The sequence below is a fragment of the Telluria sp. LT2P80 genome (genome assembly GCF_059685955.1).
Genome location: NZ_JCASIO010000001.1, coordinates 1,055,334 through 1,082,014 on the forward strand (window position 1 = coordinate 1,055,334; position 26,681 = coordinate 1,082,014).

The 26,681-nt window shown below is 65.0% G+C and carries 27 protein-coding genes and 1 other RNA gene; 16 read left to right on the top strand and 12 right to left on the bottom strand.

All coding sequences use genetic code 11. The features are described from left to right. The first annotated feature begins 23 nt into the window (after nt 1-23). From AC56LW_RS04690 to AC56LW_RS04715, 6 genes are all read left to right on the top strand, one after another. A complete protein-coding gene (locus AC56LW_RS04690) occupies nt 24-449 on the top strand; it encodes a DNA polymerase III subunit chi (protein ID WP_499632123.1) in 426 nt (141 codons plus the stop codon). Then, complete coding sequence (locus tag AC56LW_RS04695; RefSeq protein ID WP_499632126.1) at nt 446-880, top strand: DUF2486 family protein; 435 nt, start codon at nt 446-448, stop codon at nt 878-880. Before AC56LW_RS04690 ends, AC56LW_RS04695 begins: the two co-directional genes overlap by 4 nt. 144 nt (nt 881-1,024) lie before the next feature. After that, the gene (locus AC56LW_RS04700; RefSeq protein WP_499632129.1) at nt 1,025-1,354 is read left to right on the top strand and encodes an H-NS histone family protein; all 330 of its coding nucleotides are present in this window, start codon (nt 1,025-1,027) and stop codon (nt 1,352-1,354) included. 128 nt (nt 1,355-1,482) lie between these two features. Continuing rightward, on the top strand, nt 1,483-3,636 hold the full coding sequence (locus tag AC56LW_RS04705; RefSeq protein ID WP_499632132.1) for a virginiamycin B lyase family protein: 2,154 nt from the start codon (nt 1,483-1,485) through the stop codon (nt 3,634-3,636). Between the two features lie 136 nt (nt 3,637-3,772). Further along, nucleotides 3,773-4,474 (top strand): SIMPL domain-containing protein, encoded by a 702-nt coding sequence (locus AC56LW_RS04710; protein WP_499632135.1) that lies wholly within the window; start codon nt 3,773-3,775, stop codon nt 4,472-4,474. Between the two features lie 108 nt (nt 4,475-4,582). Beyond that, a complete protein-coding gene (locus AC56LW_RS04715; protein WP_499632138.1) occupies nt 4,583-5,656 on the top strand; it encodes a CHAD domain-containing protein in 1,074 nt (357 codons plus the stop codon). A gap of 62 nt (nt 5,657-5,718) precedes the next feature. Here the strand turns inward: AC56LW_RS04715 and katG are convergent, their stop codons facing one another. Continuing rightward, the gene (katG, locus tag AC56LW_RS04720; protein ID WP_499632141.1) at nt 5,719-7,977 is read right to left on the bottom strand and encodes a catalase/peroxidase HPI; all 2,259 of its coding nucleotides are present in this window, start codon (nt 7,975-7,977) and stop codon (nt 5,719-5,721) included. Nucleotides 7,978-8,195: 218 nt separating this feature from the next. On the opposite strand from katG, the gene AC56LW_RS04725 reads away from it, so the two are divergent. Beyond that, the gene (locus AC56LW_RS04725; protein WP_332533661.1) at nt 8,196-8,609 is read left to right on the top strand and encodes a BLUF domain-containing protein; all 414 of its coding nucleotides are present in this window, start codon (nt 8,196-8,198) and stop codon (nt 8,607-8,609) included. 43 nt (nt 8,610-8,652) lie between these two features. Here AC56LW_RS04725 and bluB read toward each other — a convergent pair whose 3' ends face one another. The 3 genes from bluB to AC56LW_RS04740 all read right to left on the bottom strand — a co-directional run bounded on the left by bluB (nt 8,653) and on the right by AC56LW_RS04740 (nt 10,103). Continuing rightward, nucleotides 8,653-9,288 (bottom strand): 5,6-dimethylbenzimidazole synthase, encoded by a 636-nt coding sequence (gene bluB, locus AC56LW_RS04730; RefSeq protein ID WP_499632884.1) that lies wholly within the window; start codon nt 9,286-9,288, stop codon nt 8,653-8,655. Nucleotides 9,289-9,293: 5 nt separating this feature from the next. Further along, nucleotides 9,294-9,668 (bottom strand): (2Fe-2S) ferredoxin domain-containing protein, encoded by a 375-nt coding sequence (locus tag AC56LW_RS04735; RefSeq protein ID WP_332533659.1) that lies wholly within the window; start codon nt 9,666-9,668, stop codon nt 9,294-9,296. A gap of 126 nt (nt 9,669-9,794) precedes the next feature. Then, entirely contained in the window at nt 9,795-10,103 is a 309-nt protein-coding gene (locus tag AC56LW_RS04740) for a c-type cytochrome (RefSeq protein ID WP_258835467.1), read from the bottom strand. Between the two features lie 178 nt (nt 10,104-10,281). Here AC56LW_RS04740 and AC56LW_RS04745 point away from each other — a divergent pair, with 178 nt between their 5' ends. The 6 genes from AC56LW_RS04745 to AC56LW_RS04770 all read left to right on the top strand — a co-directional run bounded on the left by AC56LW_RS04745 (nt 10,282) and on the right by AC56LW_RS04770 (nt 16,352). Continuing rightward, nucleotides 10,282-10,506, top strand: a complete 225-nt coding sequence (locus AC56LW_RS04745) for a TIGR04438 family Trp-rich protein (protein WP_332533658.1) — start codon at nt 10,282-10,284, stop codon at nt 10,504-10,506. A 92-nt stretch (nt 10,507-10,598) separates the two neighbouring features. After that, the gene (locus tag AC56LW_RS04750) at nt 10,599-11,504 is read left to right on the top strand and encodes a LysR family transcriptional regulator (RefSeq protein WP_183555877.1); all 906 of its coding nucleotides are present in this window, start codon (nt 10,599-10,601) and stop codon (nt 11,502-11,504) included. A gap of 2 nt (nt 11,505-11,506) precedes the next feature. Continuing rightward, entirely contained in the window at nt 11,507-12,316 is an 810-nt protein-coding gene (gene lgt / locus AC56LW_RS04755) for a prolipoprotein diacylglyceryl transferase (protein ID WP_499632146.1), read from the top strand. A gap of 78 nt (nt 12,317-12,394) precedes the next feature. Then, nucleotides 12,395-13,693, top strand: a complete 1,299-nt coding sequence (locus tag AC56LW_RS04760) for a c-type cytochrome (protein ID WP_499632149.1) — start codon at nt 12,395-12,397, stop codon at nt 13,691-13,693. Then, nucleotides 13,690-14,169 (top strand): (2Fe-2S)-binding protein, encoded by a 480-nt coding sequence (locus AC56LW_RS04765; RefSeq protein WP_332533655.1) that lies wholly within the window; start codon nt 13,690-13,692, stop codon nt 14,167-14,169. The genes AC56LW_RS04760 and AC56LW_RS04765 overlap by 4 nt, the downstream gene beginning before the upstream one ends. After that, on the top strand, nt 14,166-16,352 hold the full coding sequence (locus tag AC56LW_RS04770; RefSeq protein ID WP_499632152.1) for a xanthine dehydrogenase family protein molybdopterin-binding subunit: 2,187 nt from the start codon (nt 14,166-14,168) through the stop codon (nt 16,350-16,352). Before AC56LW_RS04765 ends, AC56LW_RS04770 begins: the two co-directional genes overlap by 4 nt. Nucleotides 16,353-16,359: 7 nt before the next feature. Here AC56LW_RS04770 and AC56LW_RS04775 read toward each other — a convergent pair whose 3' ends face one another. From AC56LW_RS04775 to AC56LW_RS04795, 5 genes are all read right to left on the bottom strand, one after another. Next, entirely contained in the window at nt 16,360-17,175 is an 816-nt protein-coding gene (locus AC56LW_RS04775) for a sulfite exporter TauE/SafE family protein (RefSeq protein WP_499632887.1), read from the bottom strand. Next, on the bottom strand, nt 17,175-17,648 hold the full coding sequence (locus AC56LW_RS04780; RefSeq protein ID WP_332533652.1) for an EVE domain-containing protein: 474 nt from the start codon (nt 17,646-17,648) through the stop codon (nt 17,175-17,177). The genes AC56LW_RS04775 and AC56LW_RS04780 overlap by 1 nt, the downstream gene beginning before the upstream one ends. A 99-nt stretch (nt 17,649-17,747) precedes the next feature. After that, nucleotides 17,748-17,929, bottom strand: a non-coding RNA gene (gene ssrS, locus AC56LW_RS04785) — 6S RNA. Between the two features lie 46 nt (nt 17,930-17,975). Further along, nucleotides 17,976-18,287 carry a cell division protein ZapA gene (locus tag AC56LW_RS04790; protein ID WP_499503565.1) on the bottom strand — a complete coding sequence of 104 codons (312 nt, stop codon included), beginning with the start codon at nt 18,285-18,287 and terminating at the stop codon, nt 17,976-17,978. Beyond that, nucleotides 18,284-18,598 (bottom strand): hypothetical protein, encoded by a 315-nt coding sequence (locus AC56LW_RS04795; RefSeq protein WP_332533650.1) that lies wholly within the window; start codon nt 18,596-18,598, stop codon nt 18,284-18,286. The genes AC56LW_RS04790 and AC56LW_RS04795 overlap by 4 nt, the downstream gene beginning before the upstream one ends. A gap of 364 nt (nt 18,599-18,962) precedes the next feature. Here AC56LW_RS04795 and groES point away from each other — a divergent pair, with 364 nt between their 5' ends. Together groES and groL are read left to right on the top strand one after the other, a co-directional pair. Further along, nucleotides 18,963-19,253 (top strand): co-chaperone GroES, encoded by a 291-nt coding sequence (gene groES / locus AC56LW_RS04800; protein WP_183555885.1) that lies wholly within the window; start codon nt 18,963-18,965, stop codon nt 19,251-19,253. Nucleotides 19,254-19,292: 39 nt separating this feature from the next. After that, nucleotides 19,293-20,939: a chaperonin GroEL gene (groL, locus tag AC56LW_RS04805; protein WP_499503567.1), complete on the top strand. Its 1,647-nt coding sequence runs from the start codon at nt 19,293-19,295 to the stop codon at nt 20,937-20,939. A 115-nt stretch (nt 20,940-21,054) separates the two neighbouring features. Here groL and AC56LW_RS04810 read toward each other — a convergent pair whose 3' ends face one another. After that, nucleotides 21,055-22,314 (bottom strand): PEP-CTERM sorting domain-containing protein, encoded by a 1,260-nt coding sequence (locus AC56LW_RS04810; protein WP_499632156.1) that lies wholly within the window; start codon nt 22,312-22,314, stop codon nt 21,055-21,057. 277 nt (nt 22,315-22,591) lie between these two features. Here AC56LW_RS04810 and AC56LW_RS04815 point away from each other — a divergent pair, with 277 nt between their 5' ends. Then, nucleotides 22,592-23,065: a hypothetical protein gene (locus AC56LW_RS04815; protein ID WP_499632159.1), complete on the top strand. Its 474-nt coding sequence runs from the start codon at nt 22,592-22,594 to the stop codon at nt 23,063-23,065. Here the strand turns inward: AC56LW_RS04815 and AC56LW_RS04820 are convergent. Both AC56LW_RS04820 and AC56LW_RS04825 read right to left on the bottom strand, forming a co-directional pair. Then, entirely contained in the window at nt 23,062-24,909 is a 1,848-nt protein-coding gene (locus AC56LW_RS04820; RefSeq protein ID WP_183555889.1) for a glucokinase, read from the bottom strand. The genes AC56LW_RS04815 and AC56LW_RS04820 overlap by 4 nt on opposite strands. Then, nucleotides 24,909-26,549 (bottom strand): alpha-amylase family glycosyl hydrolase, encoded by a 1,641-nt coding sequence (locus AC56LW_RS04825; protein ID WP_499632162.1) that lies wholly within the window; start codon nt 26,547-26,549, stop codon nt 24,909-24,911. The genes AC56LW_RS04820 and AC56LW_RS04825 overlap by 1 nt, the downstream gene beginning before the upstream one ends. Nucleotides 26,550-26,681 lie beyond the last annotated feature (132 nt).

Below are 26,681 nucleotides of genomic sequence, written 5' to 3' on the forward strand. Positions count from 1 at the left end.
CTCCCGATTTTCCATAAGCGCCCATGACCCGCATCGACTTTCATACCAATATCCCGGATAAGCTGGCCTATGCCTGCCGCCTTGCGCGCAAGGCATATGGCTCGCGCGCCAAAATCGTGGTGCTAGCCGATAGCCCCGAACAAGCCGACGCCTTGAATGCCGCCATGTGGACCGTGTCGGATACTGATTTCATTCCGCACGTGATGGCAGGCGACGGGCTGGCGGCGCAAACGCCGATCGTGATTACCGATAATGAAGACAGCGAGCTGCCGCACCACGATATGCTCGTGAACCTGACGCGTCGCAGGCCGCGCAATTTCACGCAATTCGCGCGCGTGTTTGAAATTATCTCGATCGATGAAGAAGATGCCGCCGAAGGCCGCAAACGCTATGTCGCGTATAAAAAAGAATCCTATCCTCTGACCCACTTCGTCGCAGGACAATCATGAACCACGATCCCGCTTTCGATGCCAGTATTCCCGTGTTGACCGAAGTGGTCGCGGAACCAAACGCGCCGGGCGCGCCAGTCGCGCAGCCGGCGCCGATCGTTGAGGCAGAGGCCCCGCCACCGCCTGCGCCCGTGGTGGCCGCACCGGAGGATGCGCCAGAGGCGCTGGAACGGCGCGCTGTCGACCACTGGAGCGGTGAGCAATGGAGCGTCATGGAGCGACGTGTTACCGAGCGCATCCTGCAGCAATTGCAGGGGCGGATCGATTTCGTGCTCGAACAGCGCCTGCGCGACGGTATTGCCGATGCCGTCGACAAAGCAATGACCAATTTCTCGGCCGATATTCGCAACAGCCTCGGCGAAACGCTGAGCGATGTCGTGACGCGCGCAGTTTCGCAAGAAATTGCACACATCAGAATGCTGGAAAAATAAACCGGCGCTACATGCTGCTCTGCCTTCCATTTGATTCGAAATTAACCCCGCGCACGATTGTCATTCCAAATTGGCGGTTCAATAGTAAAATTCCTGCGCGGCTCTTCGAAACGAATCGAATCACCTAATCAAGGAAGAAACAAAATGGCAAACATCAATCTGTCGGGTTATAACCTCGCCGAACTGAAAGGTCTTCAATTCGATATCGAAAAGGAGATCAAAAACCGCCAGCATCAAGACGTAAAGAAAGCGCGTGAGCAAATTCTCGAGATCGCCCAGAATATGGGAATCTCGGTCGAGGAACTGCTGGCCAAGGGCGGTACCAAAGCCAAGAAGACGGGCGGCGCCAAAGTCAATCCGCAATATCACAACCCGGCGGACAGTACCCAGACCTGGACCGGCCGTGGCCGTCAACCAAAATGGGTCGTCGATGCTCTGGGCAAAGGCAAGTCGCTGGACGACCTGCGCATCTGAGCCTCGCAAATACGCAAGACGTGCACGCCGCCGTGACCTTCGTCCGGCGGCGTTCGCATTTCTGCCCGCCCCATCCATTCACGTGTTTCGGCTAAGATTGCAACTTCAGCAATCAGCCGGTCGTCGTCGTGAAACGCACTCCCCTCATCGCAGCACTCGCCGGCGCCGCCATTCTGGCCGTCGGCACCGTCTTCTGGTACACCGACCGGGTCGAACCCCACACCGGCGGCACCCCGGTACTGACCGCCCCGGTGGCCAACACCCAACCGTTCTGGCCTGCCCGCGTGCACCTGCTGGCTGGCGACGGTCAGGACGGCGCGCTCGATGGCGTGGCACTGGCCAGTCGCTTCAGCGATCCGTACGGCGTGGCCATTGGCCCGCGCGGCGCGATCTACGTTGCCGACGGGGGCGAGGCCAACCGCATCCGCGTCGTGCAGCCCGATGGCGCAGTCTCGACGCTGGCTGGCGGCAAGGAAGGCTTTGTCGATGGCCTGGGCGCGGTTGCGGCCTTCAACACACCGTCCGCCATCGCGCTCGACCACCTGGGCAACCTGTACGTGGCCGACACCGGCAACCATGCGATCCGCCGCATCGCGCCGGGTGGCGCCGTGACGACGCTGGCCGGCAACGGCAGTCCCGGCTACGTGGATGGCATCGGCCGTGCTGCCCAGTTCAACGGCCCGGTCGGCATTGCAGTGGATGACGCCGGCATCGTCTATGTGGCCGACACCTACAACGACCGCATCCGCCGTATCGCCCAGGATGGCACGGTGACCACGCTGGCCGGCACCGGCAAGCCGAACCTGTTCGACGGCCCCGGCACGGCCGCCGCCTTCGATACCCCAAGCGCACTGGCCGTCGATCACGATGGCAACCTGTACATCGCCGACACCGGCAACAACGCAGTGCGCCGCCTGCGGCCCGATGGCACGGTCGACACGCTCGCGCTGCCACCCGAGGCCGAACGCCGGCCTGCGCTGCGCCGCCCGGTCGGCCTGGCCGTCACACGCGATGGCTACCTGTACATCGTCGCCAGTGCCGGCGGGCGCATCCTGCAGATGACGCCAACGGGCGAATTCCGCCCGCTGGAGGATACCGACCACCCGCTCGAGCCGAACGGTTTCGGCAGCGACGGCACCGTGCAGCTCAACGGCCCGCGCGGCATTGCCGTTGCGCGCGACGGTAGCCTGGTGGTCGCCGACGCCAACGCCCATCGCCTGCACCGTCTGGCGCCGCCGCGTGCGGGCGAAGCCGCGCCCGTGCTGGCGCGCCCGCCGCTGCAACGGCGTACGGCACCGATGCCCTGGCCGCTTGGCCCGCAAGACATGGTCCATGAAGTCGTGGGCGTGATGGGCGAAGTGCGCGGTACATATGGCGGCGACAGCCGCGACCATTTCCACGCGGGCCTGGACGTGCGCGGCGACGTCGGCGCAACCGTGCTGGCGATCCTGCCGGCCAAGGTGACCGATCCGTATGCAAACTGGGGGTTCAACAACCTCGGCGAGGGCATGAGCGTGGGGCCGCTGTCCTACATCCACATGCGCGTGGGCCGCGATCCACAAGGCCGCGCGCTCGATCCGCGCTTCCAGATCCAGCGCGAAGAAACCGCCAATGGCAAACCCGGCAAGGCGGTGCGCGTGCGGGTGCCGCGCGGCACCCGCTTTGCCGTGGGCGACAAGCTCGGCACGCTCAATGCGCTGTCGCACGTGCACCTCGATTACTACCAGGGCGGCACGCTCGTCAATGCGCTCACGCTGCCGTTCATCGGCTTTGTCGACACGGTGACGCCGACAATCTCGCGCATCGCGCTGTACGACACGGCCGGCAAGCGCATCATGGCGAAAAAGGGTCAGCCCCTGCGCCTCGACCGTACGCTGGGCGAGCTGCAGATCGTCGTGAATGCCTACGACCAGGTGGATGGCAACCTGGCGCGCCGCAAGCTGGGCCTGTACAAGCTGGGCTACCAGGTGCTGCGCGCCGACGGCACGCCGCTGCCCGGCTTCGAGCAGCCGGTCATCACGCAGGTCTACGACCGCCTGCCGCGCAATCCTGACGCCGTGAAAGCGGTCTATGCACCGACCAGTGGCATCACGGTCTACGGCAGCGCATCGACCCAGTTCGACTACGCCCTCAACAACCGCCTGCGCGATGGCAGGATCGAGACGGGCAGCTGGCGCATCGCCGACCTGGCACCCGGCGAGTACCTGCTGCGCATCCACGCCGCCGACTATGCGGGCCAGGTGGCGCAGAACGGCCGCGACCTGGCGTTCGAGATCGAGTAGACGCGCACCGGCGGCCAACTGTCGTCATGCACGTCACATAATCTAGACCTTGAGATCTACTTTATATAGACATCAAGGTCTAGAAGCTTTACGCTGGCCTTGCCACGGGAATGTTCCCGCTACGACAAGGACCATCATGCTCAAGATGTTTGCTACCGGATTGGCTGTCGCCGCCATGCTGCACGCTGCGGCTGCCCGCGCCGCCGATCTGCCCGCCTACCCCTTCATCCACGTGACGGCCGCTGCCGACCTGCACGTGATGCCGGATACCGGCGAGATCGACTTCGAGATCGTTACCACCGACGCCGACCTGGACGCCGCATGGAAGCTGGTCCACGAGCGCCTGACAGCGAGCCGCGCGCTACTGGCCGAACAGGGTGTGAAGGTCGAGGACATCTCGGTGCAGGACGTGCTGCGACGCCCGCTCAAGGAGGGCGAGCGGGTGACGGCGATCGAAACCCGCGCCGCCGTGCACGCGACAGTGCGCGACCTGAACGGGTGGACGGCGCTGATCCAGAGCCTGCTGGGTTTGCCCAATGTCGAAGCGCTGGCCGTGGCCTTCAGCCGCAGCGACGCCGACAGGATCGAGGCGGAACTGGTCAGCCAGGCGCTGGGGGCGGCACGCGTGAAAGCGCAGAACATCGCCCGCGGCATTGGCGCCAAATTGGGTCCGGCGGGTGGCGTGGCGCTGGCACCACTGAAGAACCTGTCCAACGCGATGGGACTGGCCAGCGATGCGCCCCGCTACCCATCGCTGTCGTCGCCACGCGATCCGCTGCTGGTGGGCGTGCAGAAATTCGTGCAGGGCGTGGACGTGATTTACCGGATCGGCAAGTAAGCTGGCCCGTCTTGCCGTGCGCAATGTCACGTGCCTGTCATGGAGACGTGAACGGATGAGTGCTCAGGCGTATGATGGAATCATCCACTGTCCACGAGAGGCACCAGCATGAGCAAGCACCACAAAACGAAGCACCTGACGCCCGGGATCGCGGCGGTCGCGACACCCGATATGACGGAAGCAGTCACGATCACCGAGGCGACCGACGTGGCCGATGTGGCCGACGTGGCCCACGAACCGCAAACGGACCAGCCGCTGCCAACCGAGCCAGCACCCGACGTCAAAGAAGCGCCGATCGGCGCCGTCAAGGCCGAACCGGTCCACCTGCGCGGGCGCATGACGCTCGAAGACGCGTTCCAGGCCATCGGCTTGAACTGCGTGGCGCAGATCGAAGCAAACGTACCGGGCGTGCTGAAACAGCACGTCGAGAGCCTGCACCAGATGCGCGTTGGCCTGCGCCGCCTGCGCGCGTTGCTGGCGATGTTCGAGGAACTGGCGCCGCCACCGGTGCCGCTGCATGCAAGCATCGAGTGGCTGTCCGGCGAACTCGGTCCCGCGCGCGACTGGGACGTGCTGGCCGATTCCACCATCAAGCGTGTGCCGGGCATCGATGCGCACGCACTGCGCCAGGCCGCGCACGACCGCGCCACGGGCCACCACGCGCAGATCCTGCACGTGCTGCGCGATGCGCGCTATACCGAGTTGATGGCGCAGCTGAAGGACTGGCTGGGCGAGCGCCGCTGGCAGCCCGAAGGTGGCCTGCCGAAGGAGTCGCCGCTGCTCGAACGCGCCGCGAAGAGCGCCCTGCCCCTGCTGCGCACGGCCGAGAAGCGGCTGGCCAAACGCATCGACGGGCTGGAAGAAGCCGATGCACCGGGTCGTCACCGCGTGCGCATTGCGGCCAAGAAGGCGCGCTATGCGGCGGAATTCTTCCGCGACCTGCTGCCGGCGCAGCGCGTCAAGCGCTACCTGGGCCATCTCGAAAAGCTGCAGGACCGCCTGGGCGCGCTGAACGACCTGGCCGTGGCTGACCAGCTGCTCGAAGAACTCAAGGGTGGCAGCAGCCAGGTCGCCAAGCAGGCGGCCTATGTGCGCGGCTATATCGCGGCGACGGGCGAGGCCGATGCGCAGGGGCTGTCGAAGGTGCTGGCCGATGTCGCCAAGCGCCGCATCACGCGCTGATGTGAACGGGCCAGGCTGAAAAGAAAAAAGGCCCGGGGTTCACCCCGGGCCAGACGACAGAGTTACTTCACATCGAAGCGGTCCAGCTCCATCACCTTGGTCCAGGCCGCCACGAAGTCCTTCACGAACTTCTGGCCGGCGTCGGCGCTGGCATACACCTCGGCGATCGAACGCAGTTGCGCATTCGAGCCGAACACCAGGTCGACGCGCGACGCGGTCCACTTCTTCTCGCCGGTCTTGCGATCGCGGCCTTCGAAGCGTTCGACACCCTGGCCCGGCCGCGTGGCAGGCCGCCATTCGGTGGCCATGTCGAGCAGGTTGACGAAGAAGTCGTTCGTCAACGCGCCCTTCTGCTGCGTGAGCACACCATCGGCGCTGCCGCCCGTGTTGGCGCCCAGCACGCGCAGGCCACCCACCAGCACCGCCATTTCCGGCGCCGTCAGCGTCAGCAACTGGGCGCGGTCGATCATCAACGATTCGGCCGGGATGCTGTACAGGGCTTTCTCGAAGTTGCGGAAGGCATCTGCCACCGGTTCCATCGCATGGAACGATTCCACATCGGTCTGCTCCTGCGACGCATCGGTGCGGCCCGGCGTGAACGGCACGGTGATGTCGTGGCCCGCCGCCTTGGCTGCTGCCTCGACGCCTGCATTGCCAGCCAGGACGATCAGGTCAGCCAGCGACACCTGCTTGCCGCCCGTCTGCGCCCCGTTGAACTCGCCCTGGATGCTTTCGAGCTGCGCCAGCACACGACCCAGCTGTTCCGGCTCGTTGGCGGCCCAGTCCTTTTGCGGGACCAGGCGGATGCGGGCACCGTTGGCGCCGCCGCGCTTGTCCGAACCGCGGAAGCTTGCGGCCGAGGCCCACGCCGTCGACACCAGCTCGCCGATGCCCAGGCCGGAGGCCAGCACCTTGTCTTTCAGTGCTTTCGCATCGGCGTCGTCAATCGCCGCGCCTTGCGCAGCCGGCACCGGATCCTGCCAGATCAGCACTTCAGCCGGCACTTCCGGGCCGAGGTAGCGGGCGCGCGGACCCATGTCGCGGTGGGTCAGCTTGAACCAGGCACGGGCGAAGGCGTCCGCGAACTGGTCCGGGTTTTCCAGGAAGCGGCGCGAAATCGCCTCGTAGGCCGGGTCCATGCGCAGTGCCAGGTCGGACGTCAGCATCGTCGGACGATGACGCTTGGCGGCGTCATAGGCGTCCGGGACGGTGGCATCGGCGTCCTTGGCGACCCACTGGTGGCCGCCGGCCGGGCTTTTCGTCAGTTCCCACTCGTGGCCGAACAGGTACGTGAAGTAGTCGTGGCCCCACTGCGTTGGCGTGCTGGTCCAGGTGACTTCGAGGCCGCTGGTGATCGTGTCCGGGCCCTTGCCGCTGCCGAAGCTGTTCTGCCAGCCGAAACCCTGGGCATGCAGGCCGGCCGCTTCCGGCTCTTCCTTGACGTGCTCGGACGGACCGGCGCCATGGGTCTTGCCAAAGGTGTGGCCGCCGGCGATCAGCGCCACGGTTTCCTCGTCGTTCATGGCCATGCGGCCGAACGTGTCCCGGATGTCGCGCGCCGATGCAACCGGGTCGGGCTTGCCGTCCGGGCCTTCCGGGTTCACGTAGATCAGGCCCATCTGCACTGCCGCCAGCGGGTTCTCGAGGTCGCGCGAATGGGTAATCTCGCTGTCGTCGTCCTTGTCGATGACGCCGCGGCCTTCGACGCCGGGCGAACCTACCGTGTAGCGCTCGTCGCTGCCCAGCCATTTGTTTTCACGGCCCCAGTACACATCCAGGTCGGGTTCCCACACGTCCTGGCGGCCGCCGGCAAAGCCGAAGGTCTTGAAGCCCATGGTTTCGAGGGCGACATTACCGGTCAGGATGATCAGGTCGGCCCACGAGATTTTCTCGCCGTATTTCTGCTTGACCGGCCAGATCAGCCGGCGTGCCTTGTCGAGGCTGACGTTGTCGGGCCAGCTGTTCAGGGGTGCGAAACGCTGCTGGCCACGGCCGGCACCGCCACGGCCATCGCCGATGCGGTAGGTGCCGGCGCTGTGCCATGCCATGCGCACGAACAGGCCGCCGTAGTGACCGAAGTCGGCCGGCCACCAGTCCTGGGAATCCGTCATCACCTTGGCCAGATCGGCCTTGACTGCCTCGAGGTCGAGGCTGTTGAAGGCAGCGCGGTAATCGAAGTCGCCCCCCATCGGGTCGGACTTGGCCGAATGCTGTGCCAGCAGATCGAGACGCAGCGCCTTTGGCCACCAGTCACGATTGGTAGTGCCGGTGCCGGCTGCGCCGCTGAACGGGCACTTGGCCGGGATATTGTCCACACTCATTTGTTTCTCCTGTCTGATCGGTAAGATTTGACAAAATTATAGAAAAACTTCGTGTACTCGTGGATTGGCAATGTTGATGGGTGCGATAGCGGGCGTCGCACCGACGGATGCAGCGCGCATCTTTGACCCGCTCCAATTTTCCAATCGGCAACATTGCATCGACAACCGCTGTATGTCGCGCTATCGTTCTTTCTTTCCAATAAGAAAGAAATTCTGTCATGTCGATCAATCAACTCGTCTACGTCAGCCAGGCCACCCGCAAGATGTCCCCTACCGACCTGGCAGCAATCCAGGACACGGCGAAGAATAACAATGCCCCTCTCGACGTGACCGGAAGTTTGTTCTACAACGGCGGCTGGTTCCTCCAGGTGCTGGAGGGTCCGGTAGCAACGCTCGACAAGCTGTACCAGAAGATTGAACTCGATCCCCGCCACAAGAATTCGCGCGTTCTCTATAACGAACCAGCCAAGTTTCGCACATTCCCGCGCTGGAGCATGAACATGATCAACCTGAATGATCGTCAGGCCGACAAATACGATGAACTGGTGGAGGTATTGGAAGCTGCGCAAGCCAACCGGCGCATCGGCTCGGCGGCCCCGGCCGTGGCATTACTCAAGATGTTTGCGAGCTGACGCTGCATCGGCGCTCACTACCGGGGCTTACTACCGGCGCTCGCTACCAGCGGTCGAGCGTGACAAAGTCGCCCAGCGTGCCCCGCTGGGCCCAGCCTTCGAGTTCCAGCATCGGCTTCGGATAAAACTCGGCGACATGGCCCAGGCACAGGATCGCCACCGGCTTGCCGCCTTCCGGTATCCCGAGCAAGGCTGCCAGCTGCACGGGATCGAACAGCGACACCCACCCCATCCCCAACCCTTCGGCGCGCGCCGCCAGCCACATGTTCTGGATCGCGCAGGACACCGAGGCCAGGTCCATCTCCGGCAGCGTGCGGCGCCCGAACACGTGGCGCTCGCGCCCGTCCATCAGCGCCACGACCAGCACCTCGCCGCATTCGCGCAAGCCCTCGACCTTCAGGCGCATGAATTCGGTGCCGCGCTCGCCCAGGGCATCGGCGGTGGCCACGCGCTCCGCTTCGACCAGAGCGCAGATCTGCTCGCGCAGCAGCGTTGATGCGATACGGATGAAGCGCCATGGCTGCATCATGCCGACGCTGGGCGCCTGGTGCGCCGCCGTCAGCAGGCGCAGCAACACTGCCTCGTCGATCGCGCCGGGGATGAAGTGGCGCACGTCGCGCCGCTCGGCGATCGCGCGGTAGATGCCGTCGACCTGGGCGTCGTCGAAGCGGTGCGCCATTGTCGTCACGCCTCCGTGCCCGCCTGGTGGAACACCAGGTCTTCCACGCGCTCACCCTTGCACAGGTGCTGGTCGATGATGCGGTCCATATTGTCCGGCGTGACGTCGTAGTACCAGGTGCCGTCCGGCTGGACGCAGACGATCGGCCCGCCTTTGCACGCAGCAAAGCAGCTCACCCGGCTGCGCTTGACGCGCAGCGGACCGCCATCCAGGCCGCTGGCCTTGAACTTCTCGCCCAGGCTGTCGAACAGCGCCTGTGCAGCGCCATCGGCATTGCAGCGAGGGCCGGTGCACACGAGCAGGTGGCGGCGGTAGACACCGATGGTGGGCTTGACGACCTGGCGGGGCGTATCGGGTGCGGCGGAATCGATGGTGGTCATGCTTTGGTCAGTGGGGTGGCAGGCGAACAAGGGGCGATCTTACACCACGCCGCCTGTGCAACCGCCAATGAAAAAGCGCGCCTTGCTGACGCAGGCGCGCTTCATGTCGTGCAGCAGCCGGATGGCTTATTTGGTCGCGAGCACCCACTTGACCAGCGAGCGCGCTTCGGCCTCGCTGACCTGCGGATTGGCCGGCATCGGGATCGGACCCCAGGTGCCCGAGCCGCCCTTGAGCACCTTCTGCACCAGCTTGTCTTCGGCGCCCTTCTGGCCCGCGTATTTCTCGGCGACGTCCTTGTAGGCCGGGCCAACCAGCTTGGTGGCTGAGGTGTGGCAGGCCATGCAATTCTTGGCCTTGGCCAGGTCGGCCTGGGCCAGGGCGCTGCCGGACGCGAACGCCGACAGCACGACACACAACAACAGGGACCGCTTCATGGAATTCTCCGGATTAGTGACTGAGTGAATTTTACCGGCAATCCTCCGGGGCATCTGCAAGCGATACACTCTGTAACGCGATCACCACATTTGCTCATACGGTGTAACAGAAAACTGCCAGATTTTCCCACGGGCATCATTTACGCCGTAAGATGTGTGGCTACAAGGAGTTTTCACCATGCCCCTGATCCTCTTGATCGCCCTGCTTGCCGCGTTGCGTGGCTTTGAGGTCTGGCGTTTTGCCGACCTGTCCTGGTGGTACATCATCGGCCTGATGGTGGTCGCCTTCATCTGGTTCGAGTACATCGAAAAGGCGCTGGGCCTGGACAAGCGCAAGGCGCACGATGTCGATGAACAGCGCCGCACCGACCGCGTGAAGAAGTCGCTGGAAAAGCGCCGCTGACAAGACCCCGGCGCTGCCACGGTTGCGCTGTGATACTTGTGCTGTGATACATTGGACAACTCACCGAGTCCTGTCCAATCATCAAGTCATCAATGCACCCCGAACTGCGCCAGCTCCGCCATTTTGTCGCCGTGGCCGAAGAGCTGCATTTCGGCCGCGCCGCGCAGCGCCTGCACATGACGCAGCCGCCCCTCTCGCAAAGCATCGCCAATCTCGAAGACCTGCTCGGCGCGCCGCTGTTCCTGCGCAACCGCCGCATGGTCGGCCTGACGGCGGCCGGCAGCGCGCTGCTGCCCGAAGCACGCCGCATCCTCGACGAAGCCGGCGCACTGCCCGAACTGGTGCGGCGCGCGGCCAGCGGCGAGGCGGGCCGCCTGGCGCTGTCGTTTGTTTCCACGGCCGGCCTGGGCATGCTGCCCGACGTGCTGCGCCGCTACCGCGCTGCGTTTCCGGGCGTACGCCTGGTGCTGCACGAGGCGACGTCCGACGTGCAGTTCGACGACCTGCTGTCCGGCCGCATCGATGCCGGCTTCGTGATCCCGCTGCAGCCGGGTGCACCGGCGGGCATGGCCGATCCTGCGCTCGACTACCGCAAGCTGCTCGACGAACCCCTGGTGCTGTGCGCGCCCAGCGGACTGGCGGCGCTGGCCGCACCGGGGCCGGTGTGGCTGCGCGACCTGCCCCCGCTGCCGCTGGTGATCTTCCCGCGCACGGTGGCGCCCAGCCTGCACGATGCGATCCTGGCCTGCTACCGCGCCGCCGGCGTGGTGCCCACGATCGGGCAGGAGGCAATCCAGATGCAGACCATCGTCAGCCTGGTTTCCGGCGGCATGGGCTTGGCACTTGTGCCACAATCCGTGTCGAACCTGATGCGCCCCGGCGTAGAATACCGTGCCCTGCGCGACGCCGCGCCGCTGGCCGAAACAGGCCTGGCATGGCGGCGCGATAACGATTCGCCCGTCCTCAAGGGCTTCTTGGACCTATTGAAGAAAGACTGATTATGCTGATTCATCCGCAGCCGGACCCGATCGCGCTCGCGCTCGGGCCGGTGCAAATCCACTGGTATGGCCTGATGTACGTGGTCGCCTTTGCCCTGTTCATCATGCTGGGCCGCGTGCGCATCCGCATGCCGCACGTGGCGGTGCAGGGCTGGACCAAGGATGACCTGGACGACATGCTGTTCTACGGGATGCTCGGCGTGATCCTCGGTGGCCGCCTGGGCGAAGTGCTGTTCTACCAGCCGCTGTACTACCTGGCCCACCCGCTCGAGATCTTCATGATCTGGCGCGGCGGCATGTCGTTCCACGGTGGCTTTTTGGGTGTGCTGATCGCGATGGCGCTGTGGGCCCGCAAGCGCCGCCGCAACATCCTCGACGTGTACGACTTCATCGCGCCGCTCGTGCCGCTCGGGTATGCCGCCGGCCGCATGGGCAACTTCATCAACGCCGAACTGCCGGGTCGCCTGGCCGATCCAAGCCTGCCGTGGGCCATGCTGTGGCCGGGCGTGACCGGCCCGCGCCATCCGTCGCCGCTGTACCAGGCGCTGATCGACGGTGTGCTGGTCTTCATCATCCTGTGGCTGTTCGCGCGCAAGGCGCGTCCGCGTCTGGCCGTCGGCGCCATGTTCACGCTGCTGTATGGCTGCGCGCGCTTCTTCACCGAATGGTTCCGCGTGCCGGATTGGGAAACCACCGTGTTCGGCTTGCCGATCACGTCGGGCCAGGTATTGTCGCTGCCGATGATCGTCGCTGCGCTGGCCATGCTGGTGTGGGCATACCGCAAAGCGCCGGCGCGCCCCGTGACGGCATAAGTACCCCCTGGGTGGGCGAACGCACAGAGCGCCCACCCTTGCTGCATCCACAATGGGCCTCCCCGACACGGAGTCCCGATGGTTCAAGTCCAGCGCAAACGACATACCGGCTGGTGGCTGCTGCTCGCAGCCGTCATCGTCGCCAGCGGCATCGCGTTTGCCATCATGTGGCGCCCCGCACTGGCGCCGCAGACCGCGCAATCATCCTTCGACACCACCCGCATCGGGCGCGGCGCCAACCTGGCGCGCCTTGGCATGTGCGCCTCGTGCCACACGCCGGATCTGTCGCGGCCCTTCGCCGGCGGCAAGCCGATGAACACCCCGTTCGGCACGGTTCACAGCACCAACATTACCCCCGACACCAGCACCGGCATCGGCGCCTGGAGCGAAGCGGCTTTTACACGCGCGATGCGCGAAGGCGTCGCGCGCGATGGTCACCTGCTGTATCCGGCCTTCCCGTACAACCACTACGTGCGGATGACCGACGGCGACATCCAGGATTTATACGCCTACTTCATGACGCGCCCCGCGATCGTGGCGCCGGCGCGCGAGAACCGGATGACGTTCCCGTTCGGGTTCCGCCCACTGGTCGCGTTCTGGAACGTGCTGTACCTGGACGACACACCCTCGCAGCCGGTCGCCGGGCAATCGGCCGAATGGAATCGCGGCGCGTACCTGTTTGATGCCGTCGCACACTGCGCGGCCTGCCACACGCCGCGCACGCTGCTGGGCGGCCCCGATCTGAAGAAGCAGCTTGGCGGCGGCGAAGCCGACGACTGGTACGCGCCGGCGCTGAACGAACATTCGCCGTCGCCCCTGCCATGGACCCGTGACCAGCTGCACGCGTATCTGCGCACCGGCGTCGCGCGCGGCCACGCGATGGCAGCCGGGCCGATGCAGGATGTGGTGACACACCTGGCGCAAGCCGATGAGCGCGACGTGGCGGCGCTGGCCGCCTGGACCCACAGCCAATTAGCCAAGGCGCCGCCGCGCAAGACACCGGCGCAGCAGGCCGGCCCTCTGCCTCAGCCCGCGAAGGACGATCCCGACCTGCAGCGCATGACGCTCGGCTACGCAGTCTATGACAATGCGTGCGCACGCTGCCACGACGCCGGACGCGACGCCAGTTCCGGCACCGCGCTGCCGCTGCAGAAGGCGATCGCACTGTACGACCCCGATCCGCGCGACCTGATTCACATCACGCTGGACGGCATCACGCCGCCCGATGGCGAACCGTCGCGCTTCATGCCGGCCTTTAAAACGATCCTCACCGCCGAACAGACTGGCGCCCTGGCAGCCTACCTGCGCAAGTATGGCGCGAACCAACCCGTGTGGCCCGATCTGGACAAAGCCGTGCGCAAAGCGAGCAAAGAATGACGACCTACCGCCTGCAGGTAAACGGCAAGGTGCACGCCGTCGACCAGGATGCCGATACGCCGCTGCTGTACGTGCTGCGTAATGACCTGGAACTCAATGGCGCGAAGTTCGGCTGCGGCCTGGGCCAGTGCGGCTCGTGCACCGTCCTGCTGGACGGGAAGCCGGCGATGTCGTGCATGGTGCCCGTATCGGTCGTTGGCCAGCGGCCGGTGCGCACGGTCGAAAGCCTGGGCAATGCCACCACCCCGGGCGTGCTGCAGCAGGCGTTCATCGACGAGCAGGCCGCCCAGTGCGGCTACTGCATCGCCGGCATGCTGATGCAGGCCACGGCGCTGCTCGAAAAGACGCCGGCGCCGACCGATGCCCAGATCCGCGCCCACATGTCGCCGAACCTGTGCCGCTGCGGCACGCACATGCGCATCCTGCGCGCCGTGCGGCGCGCCGCCAATACGCTGGCAGCGAAGGGCAAGCCATGATGATCGATACCGGCCGCCGTGCCTTTCTCGCTGGCGGCGGCGCGCTGACACTGTCGTTGGCGATGCCGGGGGCAGCCTTTGCCGCCCCGGGCGAACTGCCCAAGAGCCTGGACAAGTCGCCGTGGCTCGACGCCTGGATCCGCATCGAGGCCAATGAACGCATCACGGTATTTACCGGCAAGGCCGAACTGGGGCAAGGCATCAAGACTGCGCTGCTGCAGGTGGTGGCCGACGAACTTCGCCTGGCGCCTGGCCGCCTGCAGCTCGTCACTGCCGACACGGCGCGCACGCCGGACGAAGGCATCACCGCCGGCAGCAACTCGATGAAGGATAGTGGCACGGCGCTGCGCCATGCGGCCGGCCAGGTGCGTCTGCGCCTGGGCGAACTGGCCGCCAAGCGCCTGGGCGCGCCCGCGGGCAGCCTGGCGCTCAAGGATGGCGCATTCAGCGCGGGCGGCCGGCGCGTCACGTTCGGCCAGCTGGTGACGGGCCAGGAACTGCACCTGCGCGCCACGCCGACGCCGGCACCACCCCCGCCAGGCCCGCGCACGGCCATCGGCAAGTCGGTGCCGCGCGTCGACATCCCCGCCAAGGTCACGGGCGGCGCAGCGTATGTGCAGGACCTGCGCCTGCCGCAGATGGTGCATGCGCGGATCGTGCGGCCACCGTCGCAGGCCGCGCGCCTGATCGCCGTCGACGTCGCCGCGATCGAACGCCTGCCGGGCGTGCTCAAGGTGGTGCAGGACGGGCGCTTTCTCGCCGTGATCGCCGAGGGCGAGTACCGCGCCGTGAAGGCGGCGACGGCGCTGGCGCGGGCCACGCGCTGGGAGACGCCGGCATCGTTGCCGGCGCATCCCGACGTGAATGCGTTCATCCGCGCCCAGCCCGCCGAGGCGCTGCCGATCCTGGCGCGTGGCGCAGCAGGCCAAGCGGGCCGCAGATTTGCCGCCCGCTACACGCGCCCGTTCCAGCTGCACGCGTCCATCGGCCCCTCGTGCGCCGTGGCGCAGCTGGTCGACGGCCGCTACACGGTCTGGACCCACGCACAGGGCGTCTACCCGCTGCGCACGGCCCTGGCCGAACTGATCGCCGTGAACGAAGACACGATCCGCTGCATCCACGTCGAAGGGTCGGGCTGCTATGGCCACAACGGCGCCGACGATGTCGCGGCCGACGCCATCCTGCTCGCGCGCGCCCTGCCGGGGCGGCCGGTGCGCGTGCAGTGGATGCGCGAAGAAGAACACGCGTGGGAACCGTTCGGCGCGGCGATGGTGGTGCAGGTGGCCGCCACACTGGACAGCACGGGCCGCATCGCCGACTGGCAGCACGACGTCTTCACGCCGCCGCACAACACCCGCCCCGGCAAGGCCGGCAACCTGCTGGCGGCCACGCACCTGGCGCGCCCGTTTGCGCCACCTGTTGCCAAGCCTGCGCCGCAACCCGAAGGCAGTGGCGACCGCAATGCGATTCCGTACTACGTGCTGCCCAATGCGCGCGTGGTGCACCACTTCCAGCCAAAGCCGGTCCTGCGCTCATCGGCGCTGCGCGGCCTGGGCGCCTACTGCAATGTGTTTGCCATCGAAAGCTTCATGGATGAACTGGCGCGCGCCGCAAACAGCGACCCGGTTGCGTTCCGGCTGCGGCATCTGGACGATCCACGCGCCCTTGACGTGGTCAAGCTCGCGGCAGCGAAGTTCGGCTGGGATGGCTACCGGCGCCCTGCCCGGCGCGGACGCGGCTTCGCGTTTGCGCGCTATAAAAACCTGGCGTCGTACTGCGCCATCGCGGTGGAAGTCGAGGTGGCGCGCGAGACGGGCCTGGTGCGCATCACGCGCGCGGTGAGCGCCGTCGACTGCGGCGAGATCGTCAGCCCGGACGGCGTGCGCAACCAGATCGAGGGCGGCATCATCCAGTCGGCCAGCTGGACCTTGCTGGAACAGGTGCGCTTCGACGCGTCGCGCGTGCTGACGGTGGATTGGGCGTCGTACCCGATCCTGCGCTTTGCCCAGGCGCCGGAACAGATCGACGTGCACCTGATCGACCGCCCCGGCCAGCCGTTCCTGGGCACCGGCGAAGCGGCGCAGGGCCCGGCCGCAGCGGCGATTGCCAACGCGGTGTTCGACGCCTGCGGCCTGCGCATGCGCGATCTGCCGCTGGACCGCGCGCGGGTGCGCAAAGCCTAGCTACAGTCTAGTTAAACGCCTTCCAGAACATGTAGGCGGCCAGCGCGCACAGGATGACGCTGAAGATGCGCTGCAGCTGGCGTACCGGCATCTTGTGCGCGGTGCGCGCGCCCAGCGGCGCCATCGACACGCTGGCCAGCACGATGATCGCCAGCGCCGGCACGTAGATGAAGCCCAGCGACCAGGGTGGCAAGCCGGGTTCGCCCCAGCCGAAATAGACGTTCGACAGAGTGCCCATCAGCGCCACCGGAAAGCCGATCGCCGCACTCGTGGCCACCGCATTATGGATGCGCACATTACAGCGCGTCATGAACGGCACCGAGACGAAGGCGCCGCCGGCCCCCACGAGCCCCGCCAGGATACCGATCACGCTGCCCGCGGCAAACATGCCCGGCTTGCCGGGCAGCTCACGCGCCGCTGCCGGTTTTTTCCCGATCAGCATTTGGATCGCCGAGTACGCCACGAAGCAGCCGAAAAAGAAGGCCAGCACCGACGTGTTCATCTGCTTGCCGATCCAGGGCCCGATCCACGCACCGAGCAGGATGCCTGGCGTGAACAGGCGTACGATCGGCCACAGCACGGCGCCGTGCTTGTGATGCGCACGCACCGACGACAACGAGGTAAAGAAGATGGTGCCCAGTGAGGTGGCGATCGCCATGTGCACCACGAGTTCTTCGGGGAAGCCCCGCGCCGTGAAGATCATCGTGATGAACGGCACGAGGATCATGCCGCCGCCGACGCCAAGCAGGCCAGCCACGAAGCCACCAAACGCGCCCATCGCCAGCAGGGCCAGGATCAGCAGCGGATCGAATGCGGGCGCCATCATGTCGTCCCTTTGCCGCGCACGAGGGCGACAATGGTCGTGTACTGGGCCTTGGTGACCGGCGAAATCGACAGCCGGCTGCCCTTCTGCAGCAGCACCATATCGTCCAGCGCAGCCACCGTGCGCAGTTCGGCCAGCGGCACGAAGCGGCCCGCTTCGACTGCCTTGACGTCGACCGAGATCCAGCGCGGCGTTTCGGGCGTGGCCTTCGGGTCGTGGTAATGGCTGGCGGCGTCGAACTGGGAGGCGTCCGGGTACGGGCCGCTGACGATTTCGGCGATGCCGGCCACGCCGGGCAGCTTGCCGCCCGAGTGGTAGAACAGCACGCCGTCGCCGACAGCCATGGCATCGCGCATGAAGTTGCGCGCCTGGTAGTTGCGTACGCCAAACCAGGCCACGGTGGCGCCGGGGGCGGCGAGGACGTCGTCGAAACTGACTTCATCGGGCTCGGATTTCATCAACCAGTAGCGCATCGCGCTGTTCTCCCTGCCAGCACACGATGCACCGGATGCATCAGTGAATGCGCACATAAAAAAAGCGGCTGCGTACCGAGTGCGCAACCGCTTGTATGTTTAGTCCCCGCCTGTGCCGTTTTTGCCGGCATCCTGAACCACAACGGTTCAAGGCGGTCACGGTCAGATCAATTTCGGGTTCGTCGGACTAGCGACGCTCACACCCATCGAACTTGTTCCACGACCTATGCGTAAGAATGGTTCAAGGAATATATGGCAAATCTCGAACACCGCAGGGCAGAAGAGAGTTTACTCCTTTGACCAGCCCTGTCAAACGGATTCGGCCTTTCAGGACAGATTTTCCTGGCCCGCCAATACCCGGTCGAGGACCGTGTGCATCGACTCGAGTTTTTGCTTGACCTCGAGGATCGACATGTCCGACAGCGGCCCCTGCGGCGATTTCACCGACAGGAATTCGGCGGCCACGCTCAGCGCCGCCATCACGGCGATGCGGTCGGTGCCCTTGACCTTGCCGGAATCGCGCAGCTGGCACATCTTGCCATCGAGGTAGCTCACCGCTTCACGCAGCGTGCGCTGTTCGCCGTCGCGGCACGCGAGGCGATAGGACTGGCCCATGATATGGACGTCGAGATGGATCATAGCGCCCCCTGACGACGAGCGTGGGCGAGATGCGGCGGGATCGGCGCATTGGGATCGGGCGGCGCTTCGTCGGCTGGTTCGTCCGCGGCAGATTCGTCGGCCTCGTCCGATGCGTCCGGCGGCTTCGGCAATTCGTCGAGCAATGCTTCGACGCGGCGCTGCGCCTCGATCAGGCGCTCCTTGAACGCGAGGTTCTCGGTGCTGAGCAAGGTATTGGCCTGGCGGAGCAGGTAATTCTCGGCGCGCAATGACTGGGTCAGTTGCGCAAGCCGGTCGATTTTGTCTGAGAGGTCTTGGAATTCGGAAATCATCCGACACTATAGGATCGAGTTGCTTTTTCCGTCAACCGGTGCCCATTGCCGTGCGGCAGTAATAGCACGCTGGCGTGCGGCGTCGATGTGGCTGGCGGTGTACGCTGCCGCCCTCCCGTCGTGCCATGTGCGGCGGACAAACGCTGGCAAACATTGCGCATATGCCAATGTCATGATTGCGCTATATCAAGTGTTTAAAATGTTTTCGCCATCATGCGCCTTGAAAAGGCAGGTTATCGTCCCTATAATTAGCACTCGTTAGCTGAGAGTGCTAACAACTCTTTGCAGACCGGCGCAGCATCATGAAATTGCTGCGACGGCGTCAAAAACGCCAGTTAATCCATTGAATATTAAGGAGTTTTGCATGAACCTTCGCCCTCTGCACGATCGCGTAATCGTGAAGCGTCTCGACCAGGAAACCAAAACTGCGTCCGGCCTGATCATCCCTGATGCCGCGGCAGAGAAGCCGGACCAAGGCGAAGTTCTCGCCGTTGGTAACGGTAAAGTGCAAGATAACGGCCAGCTCCGCCCTCTGGAAGTGAAAGTCGGCGATCGCGTGCTGTTCTCCAAGTATGGCGCTCAGACCGTCAAGATCGATGGCCAGGAACTGCTGGTGCTGCGCGAAGAAGAAATCCTCGCGATCGTCGCACTGTAATTTCTGACCCCACTCACGAACATTTCGGAGAAATAACAAATGGCAGCTAAAGAAGTAGTATTCGGCGACGCAGCGCGCGCCAAGATGGTCGAAGGCGTCAACATCCTCGCCAATGCAGTCAAAGTCACCCTGGGCCCGAAAGGCCGTAACGTCGTGCTCGAGCGCTCGTTCGGCGCGCCGACCGTCACCAAGGATGGTGTCTCGGTCGCCAAAGAAATCGAACTGAAAGACAAGCTGCAGAACATGGGCGCACAGATGGTCAAGGAAGTTGCTTCCAAGACCAGCGACAACGCCGGTGACGGCACCACCACCGCGACCGTGCTGGCACAAGCCATCGTTCGCGAAGGCATGAAGTTCGTTGCCGCCGGCATGAACCCGATGGACCTGAAGCGCGGCATCGACAAGGCAGTTGCTGCCACCGTCGAAGAACTGCGCAAGATCGCCAAGCCAACCACTACCACCAAAGAGATCGCACAAGTCGGCGCCATTTCGGCCAACTCGGAAACCTCGATCGGTGAGCGCATCGCTGAAGCGATGGAAAAAGTGGGCAAGGAAGGCGTCATCACCGTGGAAGACGGCAAGTCGCTGAACGACGAGCTGGACATCGTGGAAGGCATGCAGTTCGACCGCGGTTACCTGTCGCCGTACTTCATCAACAACCCGGACAAGCAAGTCGCTGTGCACGAAAACCCATTCGTCCTGCTGTGCGACAAGAAAATCTCGAACATCCGTGACCTGCTGCCGGTACTGGAACAAGTCGCGAAAGCTGGCCGTCCACTGGTCATCGTCGCCGAAGACATCGACGGCGAAGCGCTGGCGACCCTGGTCGTCAACAACATCCGCGGCATCCTGAAGACCGTCGCTGTCAAGGCCCCAGGCTTTGGCGACCGTCGCAAGGCCATGCTGGAAGACATCGCTGTCCTGACCGGCGGCCAGGTCATCGCTGAAGAAGTCGGCCTGACGCTCGAAAAGGTCACGCTCGAAGAGCTGGGCCAGGCCAAGCGCATCGAAGTCGGCAAGGAAAACACCATCATCATCGACGGCGCCGGCCAGGCTGAATCGATCGAAGGCCGCGTCAAGATGATCCGCGCCCAGATCGAAGAAGCAACCTCGGACTACGACCGCGAAAAACTGCAAGAGCGCGTGGCCAAGCTGGCCGGCGGTGTTGCCGTGATCCGCGTCGGTGCAGCTACCGAAGTCGAGATGAAAGAAAAGAAAGCACGCGTCGAAGATGCACTGCACGCTACCCGCGCTGCCGTGGAAGAAGGCATCGTTGCCGGCGGCGGCGTGGCCCTGCTGCGCGCTCGTGCCAACATCACCGTCAAGGGCGACAACCCTGACCAGGACGCTGGTATCAAGATCGTCCTGCGCGCAATGGAAGAGCCACTGCGCATGATCGTCCAGAACGCCGGCGAAGAGCCATCGGTCGTCGTTGCAGCAGTGTTGGCCGGCACCGGCAACTACGGCTACAACGCTGCAAACGGCACCTACGGCGACATGGTCGAAATGGGCGTGCTGGATCCAGCCAAGGTCACCCGTTCGGCACTGCAGAATGCAGCGTCGATCGCCGGCCTGATGCTGACCACCGATTGCATGGTGTCGGAACTGGCTGAAGACAAGCCAGCCGGTGGCATGGGCGGTATGGGCGGCATGGGCGGCATGGGTGGTATGGACGGCATGATGTAATTGCCGGGGCAGTCCGGGCGAAGCGCGCTGCAGGCTTCGCCCCAGCTACCCACGATAAAAAACCCGCGAGGTTCACACCTCGCGGGTTTTTTGTTGTCTGCGTTGTCTGCGTCTTTCAGCGGGCGCGCGGACCCTTGCGACGCAGCCACAGCAGCGCAGCCAGTGCGATACCGCCGAGCCACAGCGTGCCTGGCTCAGGCACTTCGGTCGGCACGACCGGTTCGACCACGGTGTCGCCCGGCGTGGTTGGCGTGGTTGGCGTGGTTGGCGTGGTTGGCGTCGCCGGTACAGTCGGGATACCTGGCGTACCAGGAGTATCCGGCGTACCAGGCGTACCAGGCGTACCAGGCGTACCAGGGGTCCCCGGCGTGTCGATACCGGTGCCTGGCGTCGGCGGGGACGGCGGCGTCTTCACCGGCAGTTCGGGCACGTCATTGCCGCCGCCGTCCGGCACGGGAACCGGGGGCGGGACCTCTTTGACGCCAGGGCGATCCGTGCCACCCGTGTCACCGGCGCCGACTGTCGGACTGACGCTTCCCGGCACCGTGCTTCCGCCACCATCCGTGGCCGGCGCTGGCACGTCATCGCGACCGCCGACAGGGCTGGCAGGGCCCAGCACGCCGCCAGCATAGATCGGCGTGCCATACCAGTTCGGCACGCCAGGTGGCTGACCCTGGCGGGACGGCGTCGGCATTGGCGTCGTATTTTCCGGCGTCAGCAGACCAGCGCCATTGGGAAAGCTGATGGCATTGTAGCGCTGCCCCCCTTCCTCGCTGGTGATCAGGTCGTCCATGCCCACGGGCAGCATGTTGCCTTCTTCACCAATCGCGCCAGCCGTATCGGAGAAGTTGCCGACAGCAACCACGGTATCGAGTTCGGCTTCGGTTGGTCCGTGGGGTTCGACCGGATACTGCGGCACGTCCGAGATGCGGTTGGCACAGCGGGCGCGGATCTCGTGCTCGCCGTCGGTCAGGAGCGTCTCGCCCTTTTCGAGCATGACCTTCTTCGAGGTCCAGTAGATTTGATCGTTCTTCCGGTACGACACATACACTGCGCGCGGGGCCGTCACCGTCACGGCGCGGGCATTGCCGACATTGAAGCTCGCGTAGTGCGCCGCCACGAGCCGGTCGGATCGCAAGATCTGCGCCAGTTCGACCTTGTCCGCCACGCCACCCGGCACGACCGAGTGCCGGTAAATGCGCCGTGCCGCAGCTGTCTGCTGCGCCGTTGGTGGCGTCGCGCTCAATGCATGCGCCGGTGCGCCAGCGACCGGGGTCGCGTTCGACGCTGGTCCGAACATCGACCAGCTGATCGATGGCGATGGCAGCACGACGCCGGCCACACCGGCGGCAACGCCCAGTACGGCAAGCGTCATCAGGCGTTTTTCGCGGTGGGAGCTTCGTTCGAGACGACGTTGGTAAGTAGCGCGGTTGTCCATGCGGTGTACTGACTGGTAGGAATGTTCCTACAGAATATCATTACTCACATCAACTAAATCAGATGCCAACATGAAACATATGCAGAGCGTGGCGAAAACCACGAAAGCATTTCCATGTGGAAATAATAACGTCCGTATGGAGGTTACAGACGGCGCATATTGCCGCTAAAACAAGCATGGTTTAGTATGGCCGTCTTATCTCCCGGAACCTGCCATGTCCCCTCGCACCGCCGCCTTCCCTACCCTGCGCACGACTCTTGCGACGCTTGCCTTGTGCTGCGCAGTTGCTGCCTGCCAGCGGGCCGAGCGGCCTGCGCCGCCGCCCGCCCCGGCGCCGGCCGCTCCTGTCGTCCAGGCACCTGTGCAGAGCAAGGAACAGGCAATGACCGCATTGCTGGCGTTACCGGAACTGAAGGCCTGGTCAGCGCAGATCGAACGTCGCACCGGCGGCAAGGCGCATGGCGCCGTGGTCGAGGACAACCCGGCGCCGCGCGAAGTGAACGGCAAGACGTACTACCAGCTGAGTTTTGTCGAGAACCGCGCGCAGGACGCGCGGCGCCACGAAAGCTTCCTGGTTGCGCAGGACGGCAGCGAAATCCTCGTCGACGATACCGAATCCGACACCCTCCTGAGCCTGCAGGAATGGCGCCGCACGATCGAGCGCGTCAATCTGAAGAGCGCAGATTAACTATCCAGGTGCGAGATCAGCAGCCGGCGCGGATCCTGCCCCGGCGCCGGTCCATGCTGGCCATCGACCGAGATCCCGACGGCCATGATGTCGATCAGCAGCAGTTGCAGGATGCGAGAAATCATCGACAGGAAGCTCGTGCTGTCTTCGGCGTGGTCGACCGCCAGGCACACGCTGGCCTTGCGCGCCAGCGGTGACTGGCTGTTGCTGATCGCGATGACGTCGGCGCCGGCCGCGCGCGCGATGTCCACCGCCTCCAGCAGTTCGGGCAGGCCGCCCGAATTCGATACCGCGATCACCACGTCGCCCGGCCCCAGCAATTCGGCGGCCAGCGTGAACAGGTGCGCGTCCCCATACAGCGCTGTAGGAATGCGGAAGCGGAAGAACTTGTGCTGGCCATCGAGCGCCACTGCGCGCGAATTGCCCATCGCATAGAACTCGACGCGCTTGGCGCGGCTGACCATCTCGATCGCGCGGTCCAGCGAGCGCACGTCGAGCTGGTCGCGAAAACGGAGGATCGCCGACACCGTGTTGTCGATCACCTTGGCCGACAGATCGTGCGTGCTGTCGCTCAGTCGCACCTGGCTGTGGCGCACGGGGATCGAACCGGTCAGGCTGCTGGCGAACTTGAGCTTGAAGTCGGCCAGACCCTGGAACCCCAGCGAGCGGCAAAACCGGATCACGGTCGGCTGGCTCACGTCGGCCAGGCGCGCGATTTCGGCAATCGGTTCATTGAGCACCATGCGCGGCTGGTCGATCACGAGACTGGCCACGCGCCCTTCGGCCGGCGAGAGCTCGTGGCGCAACTGCGTGATGCGCTCCATCAGCGTGTTGGCGCCGCTGCGTCCGCGCAGGTGTTCGGCCAGGATGGTGGCCACGCCATGGAAGGCGGGATTCGGGGTCGTGATCACCCAGGTCGGAATGTCGGCCAGATAATCCGAGAAACGGCCCTTGGCTTCGAAGCGCGCGCGAAACGGCGAGCTGGCAAACCACTCGCCCAGGCGCGGCACGATGCCCCCGCCGATGTACACGCCGCCAAAGGCGCCGAGCGTGACGGCCAGATTGGCCGCCGCGCCGCCCAGCATGCCGCAGAAGCACTCGAGCGTTTCCAGGCACAGCGCATCGTTCTGTTCGAGCGCGCCGGCCACGATCGTCGCGGCCGTGCGCGGCGCGGCGTCGACGCCATTGCGATCGGCCAGCGCGCGGTAGATCACTTCCATCCCGGGCCCGGAAATCAGGCGTTCGTTCGACACGTGCGGCCACTCGCGCCAGGCGTATTGCAGGATCGCGAATTCGCGCTCGTCGAACGGCGCAAAGTTCACGTGCCCGCCTTCGCTGCCCAGCGTGACGAAACCGTCGGCGGTCGGAATGCCGCCCGAGACGCCCAGACCTGTGCCCGGGCCCAGCACACCGATGACGGCGCCCGGCACCGCCTTGCCCGGGCCGACCTGCATCAGGTCATCGCGTGCGAAGTTGGGCAAGGCCGTGGCCAGCGCCGTGAAGTCATTGACGATCAACAGCGTGGCCAGGCCCAGCTCGCGCCGCACCGCATCGGTAGAAAACTCCCACGCGCGGTTGGTCATGCGCACGTAGTCGCCGCTGATCGGGTTGGCCACCGCAAAGGCGCCGTGGTGCAGCGTGACGTCCTGGTGGTCCAGCAGGTAATGGCGCAGCAGCGGCACGATGCCGGCGAAGTCGTCGCAGCGCAGCACCGCCACGTCGCGAAACACGCCCGGCGCGCATTGCAGCGCAAAGCGCGCATGCGTGGCGCCAATGTCCGCGAGCAGGCGCGGGCCATCGGCAAACGCCGTGCGCGCGAATTTCTCGGGCTGCGCGCCGGCCATCAGCGATTCGCCGCCAGCGTGCCGAACCAGGCGCCGAAAGGCGCCAGCGTGATGCGGCCCTGCTGCGCGCTGCCCTGCAGGCCATCGACCGGCATCTGCGCCACGCCGTCGGTTGCCGGCCAGTCGAAGCTCACTTCTTCGTTCGACAGGTTGAACGCGGCCAGCACGCTGTCATGCCCGGCCAGGTCGCGGCGCAGCGCCAGGACCGGCTCGGGCGCATCGAAGAACGCGATCTCGCCGCGCGTCAGTTGCGGCAGACTGCGGCGCAGGGCGATGAAGCGGCGCTGGAAGTTCAGCATCGAATCGTGGTCGCGGTCCTGCAGATCGACGGCGGCCTTGACGTGCGCGGCGTCCACAGGCAACCACGGCTGGCCGTCGGTAAAGCCCGCGTGCGGCGCATCGGCCACCCATGGCATTGGCGTGCGGCAGCCGTCACGGCCCTTGAACTCGGGCCAGAAGGTCTTGCCGTACGGGTCCTGCAGCAGTTCGTAGGGCACATCGGCTTCGGTCAGGCCGAGTTCATCGCCCTGGTACAGGCATGGCGTGCCCTTGAGCGAGAGCTGCATCGCCAGCACCAGCTTGGTGAAACCAGGCGCCGGGTCGACGCCGCCCCAGCGCGTGGCGACGCGGATCGCGTCGTGGTTACCGACCGACCACGACGCCCAGCCATCCTTGACGCGCTCGTTGAATTCCTCGACCTGGCGGCGCACATGCGCGGCCGTGAAGACCGGCGTGAGCAGATTGAAGCTGTACGCCATGTGCAGCTTGTTGCCGCCTTCGGTGTACTCGCTCATCTGGGCCAGTGCGTCGTCCGAGCTGATTTCGCCGATCGAGACGGCGCCGAATTCATTCAGTTGTGCGCGCACGCGCTCGAGGAACGCGATGTTCTCGGGCTGCGTCTTGTCGTACAGGTGCGCCTGCATGCCGTATGGGTTCACGTCCGTCACGGTCGACGTGTCGCGCACCAGCGCCGGCGGGTTGCTGCGCAGCTGGCGGTCGTGGAAGTGGAACACGCACGCATCCATGCGCACGCCGTCGACGCCGCGCTCGAGCCAGAAACGCTGCGCGTCCAGGTGCGCCTGCTGCACCAGCGGATTGTGGAAGTTCAGCTGCGGCTGGCTCACGAGGAAGTTGTGCAGGTAGTACTGCTTGCGGCGGGTGTCCCACTGCCACGACGAGCCGCCGAATACCGACAGCCAGTTGTTGGGCGGGTTGCCGTCCGGGAGCGGGTCGGCCCACACATACCAGTCCGACTTCGGATTGTCGCGGCTGGCGCGGCTTTCGACGAACCATTTGTGCGTCTCGGCCGTGTGCGACATGACCTGGTCGATCATGATCTTCAGGCCCAGGCTGTGCGCCTTGGCGACCATGCGATCGAAGTCGGCCAGGTCGCCGAACAGCGGATCGACGTCGCAATAGTCTTCGATGTCGTAGCCGAAATCGGCCATCGGCGACTTGAAGAACGGCGACAGCCAGACGATGTCCACGCCCAGGCTCGCGATGTAGTCGAGCTTTTCGGTCACACCGGCCAGGTCGCCGACCCCGTCACCGTTGGTGTCGAGGAAGCTGCGCGGGTACACCTGGTAGATGATGGCTTCGCGCCACCAGTTCGGGTTGTCGGTCGTCGAGATCTGGGTCATTGGCTGGTCCGGGCGGATGCGTGATGTGGAATTCTAGGCAATATACATCAGGCGACTCGTCTTGACAATTCCAGCCAGCCAGCCATAAATCCCATTTAGTCATTTAATTTCAATGACTTGAAGCGTTATAGG

Coding starts and splice junctions, on each gene's coding strand:
- AC56LW_RS04690 (WP_499632123.1), top strand. CDS start 24: ATGACCCGCATCGACTTTCATACCAATATCCCGGATAAGCTGGCCTAT.
- AC56LW_RS04695 (WP_499632126.1), top strand. CDS start 446: ATGAACCACGATCCCGCTTTCGATGCCAGTATTCCCGTGTTGACCGAA.
- AC56LW_RS04700 (WP_499632129.1), top strand. CDS start 1,025: ATGGCAAACATCAATCTGTCGGGTTATAACCTCGCCGAACTGAAAGGT.
- AC56LW_RS04710 (WP_499632135.1), top strand. CDS start 3,773: ATGCTCAAGATGTTTGCTACCGGATTGGCTGTCGCCGCCATGCTGCAC.
- AC56LW_RS04715 (WP_499632138.1), top strand. CDS start 4,583: ATGAGCAAGCACCACAAAACGAAGCACCTGACGCCCGGGATCGCGGCG.
- katG (WP_499632141.1), bottom strand. CDS start 7,977: ATGAGTGTGGACAATATCCCGGCCAAGTGCCCGTTCAGCGGCGCAGCC.
- AC56LW_RS04725 (WP_332533661.1), top strand. CDS start 8,196: ATGTCGATCAATCAACTCGTCTACGTCAGCCAGGCCACCCGCAAGATG.
- bluB (WP_499632884.1), bottom strand. CDS start 9,288: ATGGCGCACCGCTTCGACGACGCCCAGGTCGACGGCATCTACCGCGCG.
- AC56LW_RS04735 (WP_332533659.1), bottom strand. CDS start 9,668: ATGACCACCATCGATTCCGCCGCACCCGATACGCCCCGCCAGGTCGTC.
- AC56LW_RS04740 (WP_258835467.1), bottom strand. CDS start 10,103: ATGAAGCGGTCCCTGTTGTTGTGTGTCGTGCTGTCGGCGTTCGCGTCC.
- AC56LW_RS04745 (WP_332533658.1), top strand. CDS start 10,282: ATGCCCCTGATCCTCTTGATCGCCCTGCTTGCCGCGTTGCGTGGCTTT.
- AC56LW_RS04750 (WP_183555877.1), top strand. CDS start 10,599: ATGCACCCCGAACTGCGCCAGCTCCGCCATTTTGTCGCCGTGGCCGAA.
- lgt (WP_499632146.1), top strand. CDS start 11,507: ATGCTGATTCATCCGCAGCCGGACCCGATCGCGCTCGCGCTCGGGCCG.
- AC56LW_RS04760 (WP_499632149.1), top strand. CDS start 12,395: ATGGTTCAAGTCCAGCGCAAACGACATACCGGCTGGTGGCTGCTGCTC.
- AC56LW_RS04765 (WP_332533655.1), top strand. CDS start 13,690: ATGACGACCTACCGCCTGCAGGTAAACGGCAAGGTGCACGCCGTCGAC.
- AC56LW_RS04770 (WP_499632152.1), top strand. CDS start 14,166: ATGATGATCGATACCGGCCGCCGTGCCTTTCTCGCTGGCGGCGGCGCG.
- AC56LW_RS04775 (WP_499632887.1), bottom strand. CDS start 17,175: ATGGCGCCCGCATTCGATCCGCTGCTGATCCTGGCCCTGCTGGCGATG.
- AC56LW_RS04780 (WP_332533652.1), bottom strand. CDS start 17,648: ATGCGCTACTGGTTGATGAAATCCGAGCCCGATGAAGTCAGTTTCGAC.
- AC56LW_RS04790 (WP_499503565.1), bottom strand. CDS start 18,287: ATGATCCATCTCGACGTCCATATCATGGGCCAGTCCTATCGCCTCGCG.
- AC56LW_RS04795 (WP_332533650.1), bottom strand. CDS start 18,598: ATGATTTCCGAATTCCAAGACCTCTCAGACAAAATCGACCGGCTTGCG.
- groES (WP_183555885.1), top strand. CDS start 18,963: ATGAACCTTCGCCCTCTGCACGATCGCGTAATCGTGAAGCGTCTCGAC.
- groL (WP_499503567.1), top strand. CDS start 19,293: ATGGCAGCTAAAGAAGTAGTATTCGGCGACGCAGCGCGCGCCAAGATG.
- AC56LW_RS04810 (WP_499632156.1), bottom strand. CDS start 22,314: ATGACGCTTGCCGTACTGGGCGTTGCCGCCGGTGTGGCCGGCGTCGTG.
- AC56LW_RS04815 (WP_499632159.1), top strand. CDS start 22,592: ATGTCCCCTCGCACCGCCGCCTTCCCTACCCTGCGCACGACTCTTGCG.
- AC56LW_RS04820 (WP_183555889.1), bottom strand. CDS start 24,909: ATGGCCGGCGCGCAGCCCGAGAAATTCGCGCGCACGGCGTTTGCCGAT.
- AC56LW_RS04825 (WP_499632162.1), bottom strand. CDS start 26,549: ATGACCCAGATCTCGACGACCGACAACCCGAACTGGTGGCGCGAAGCC.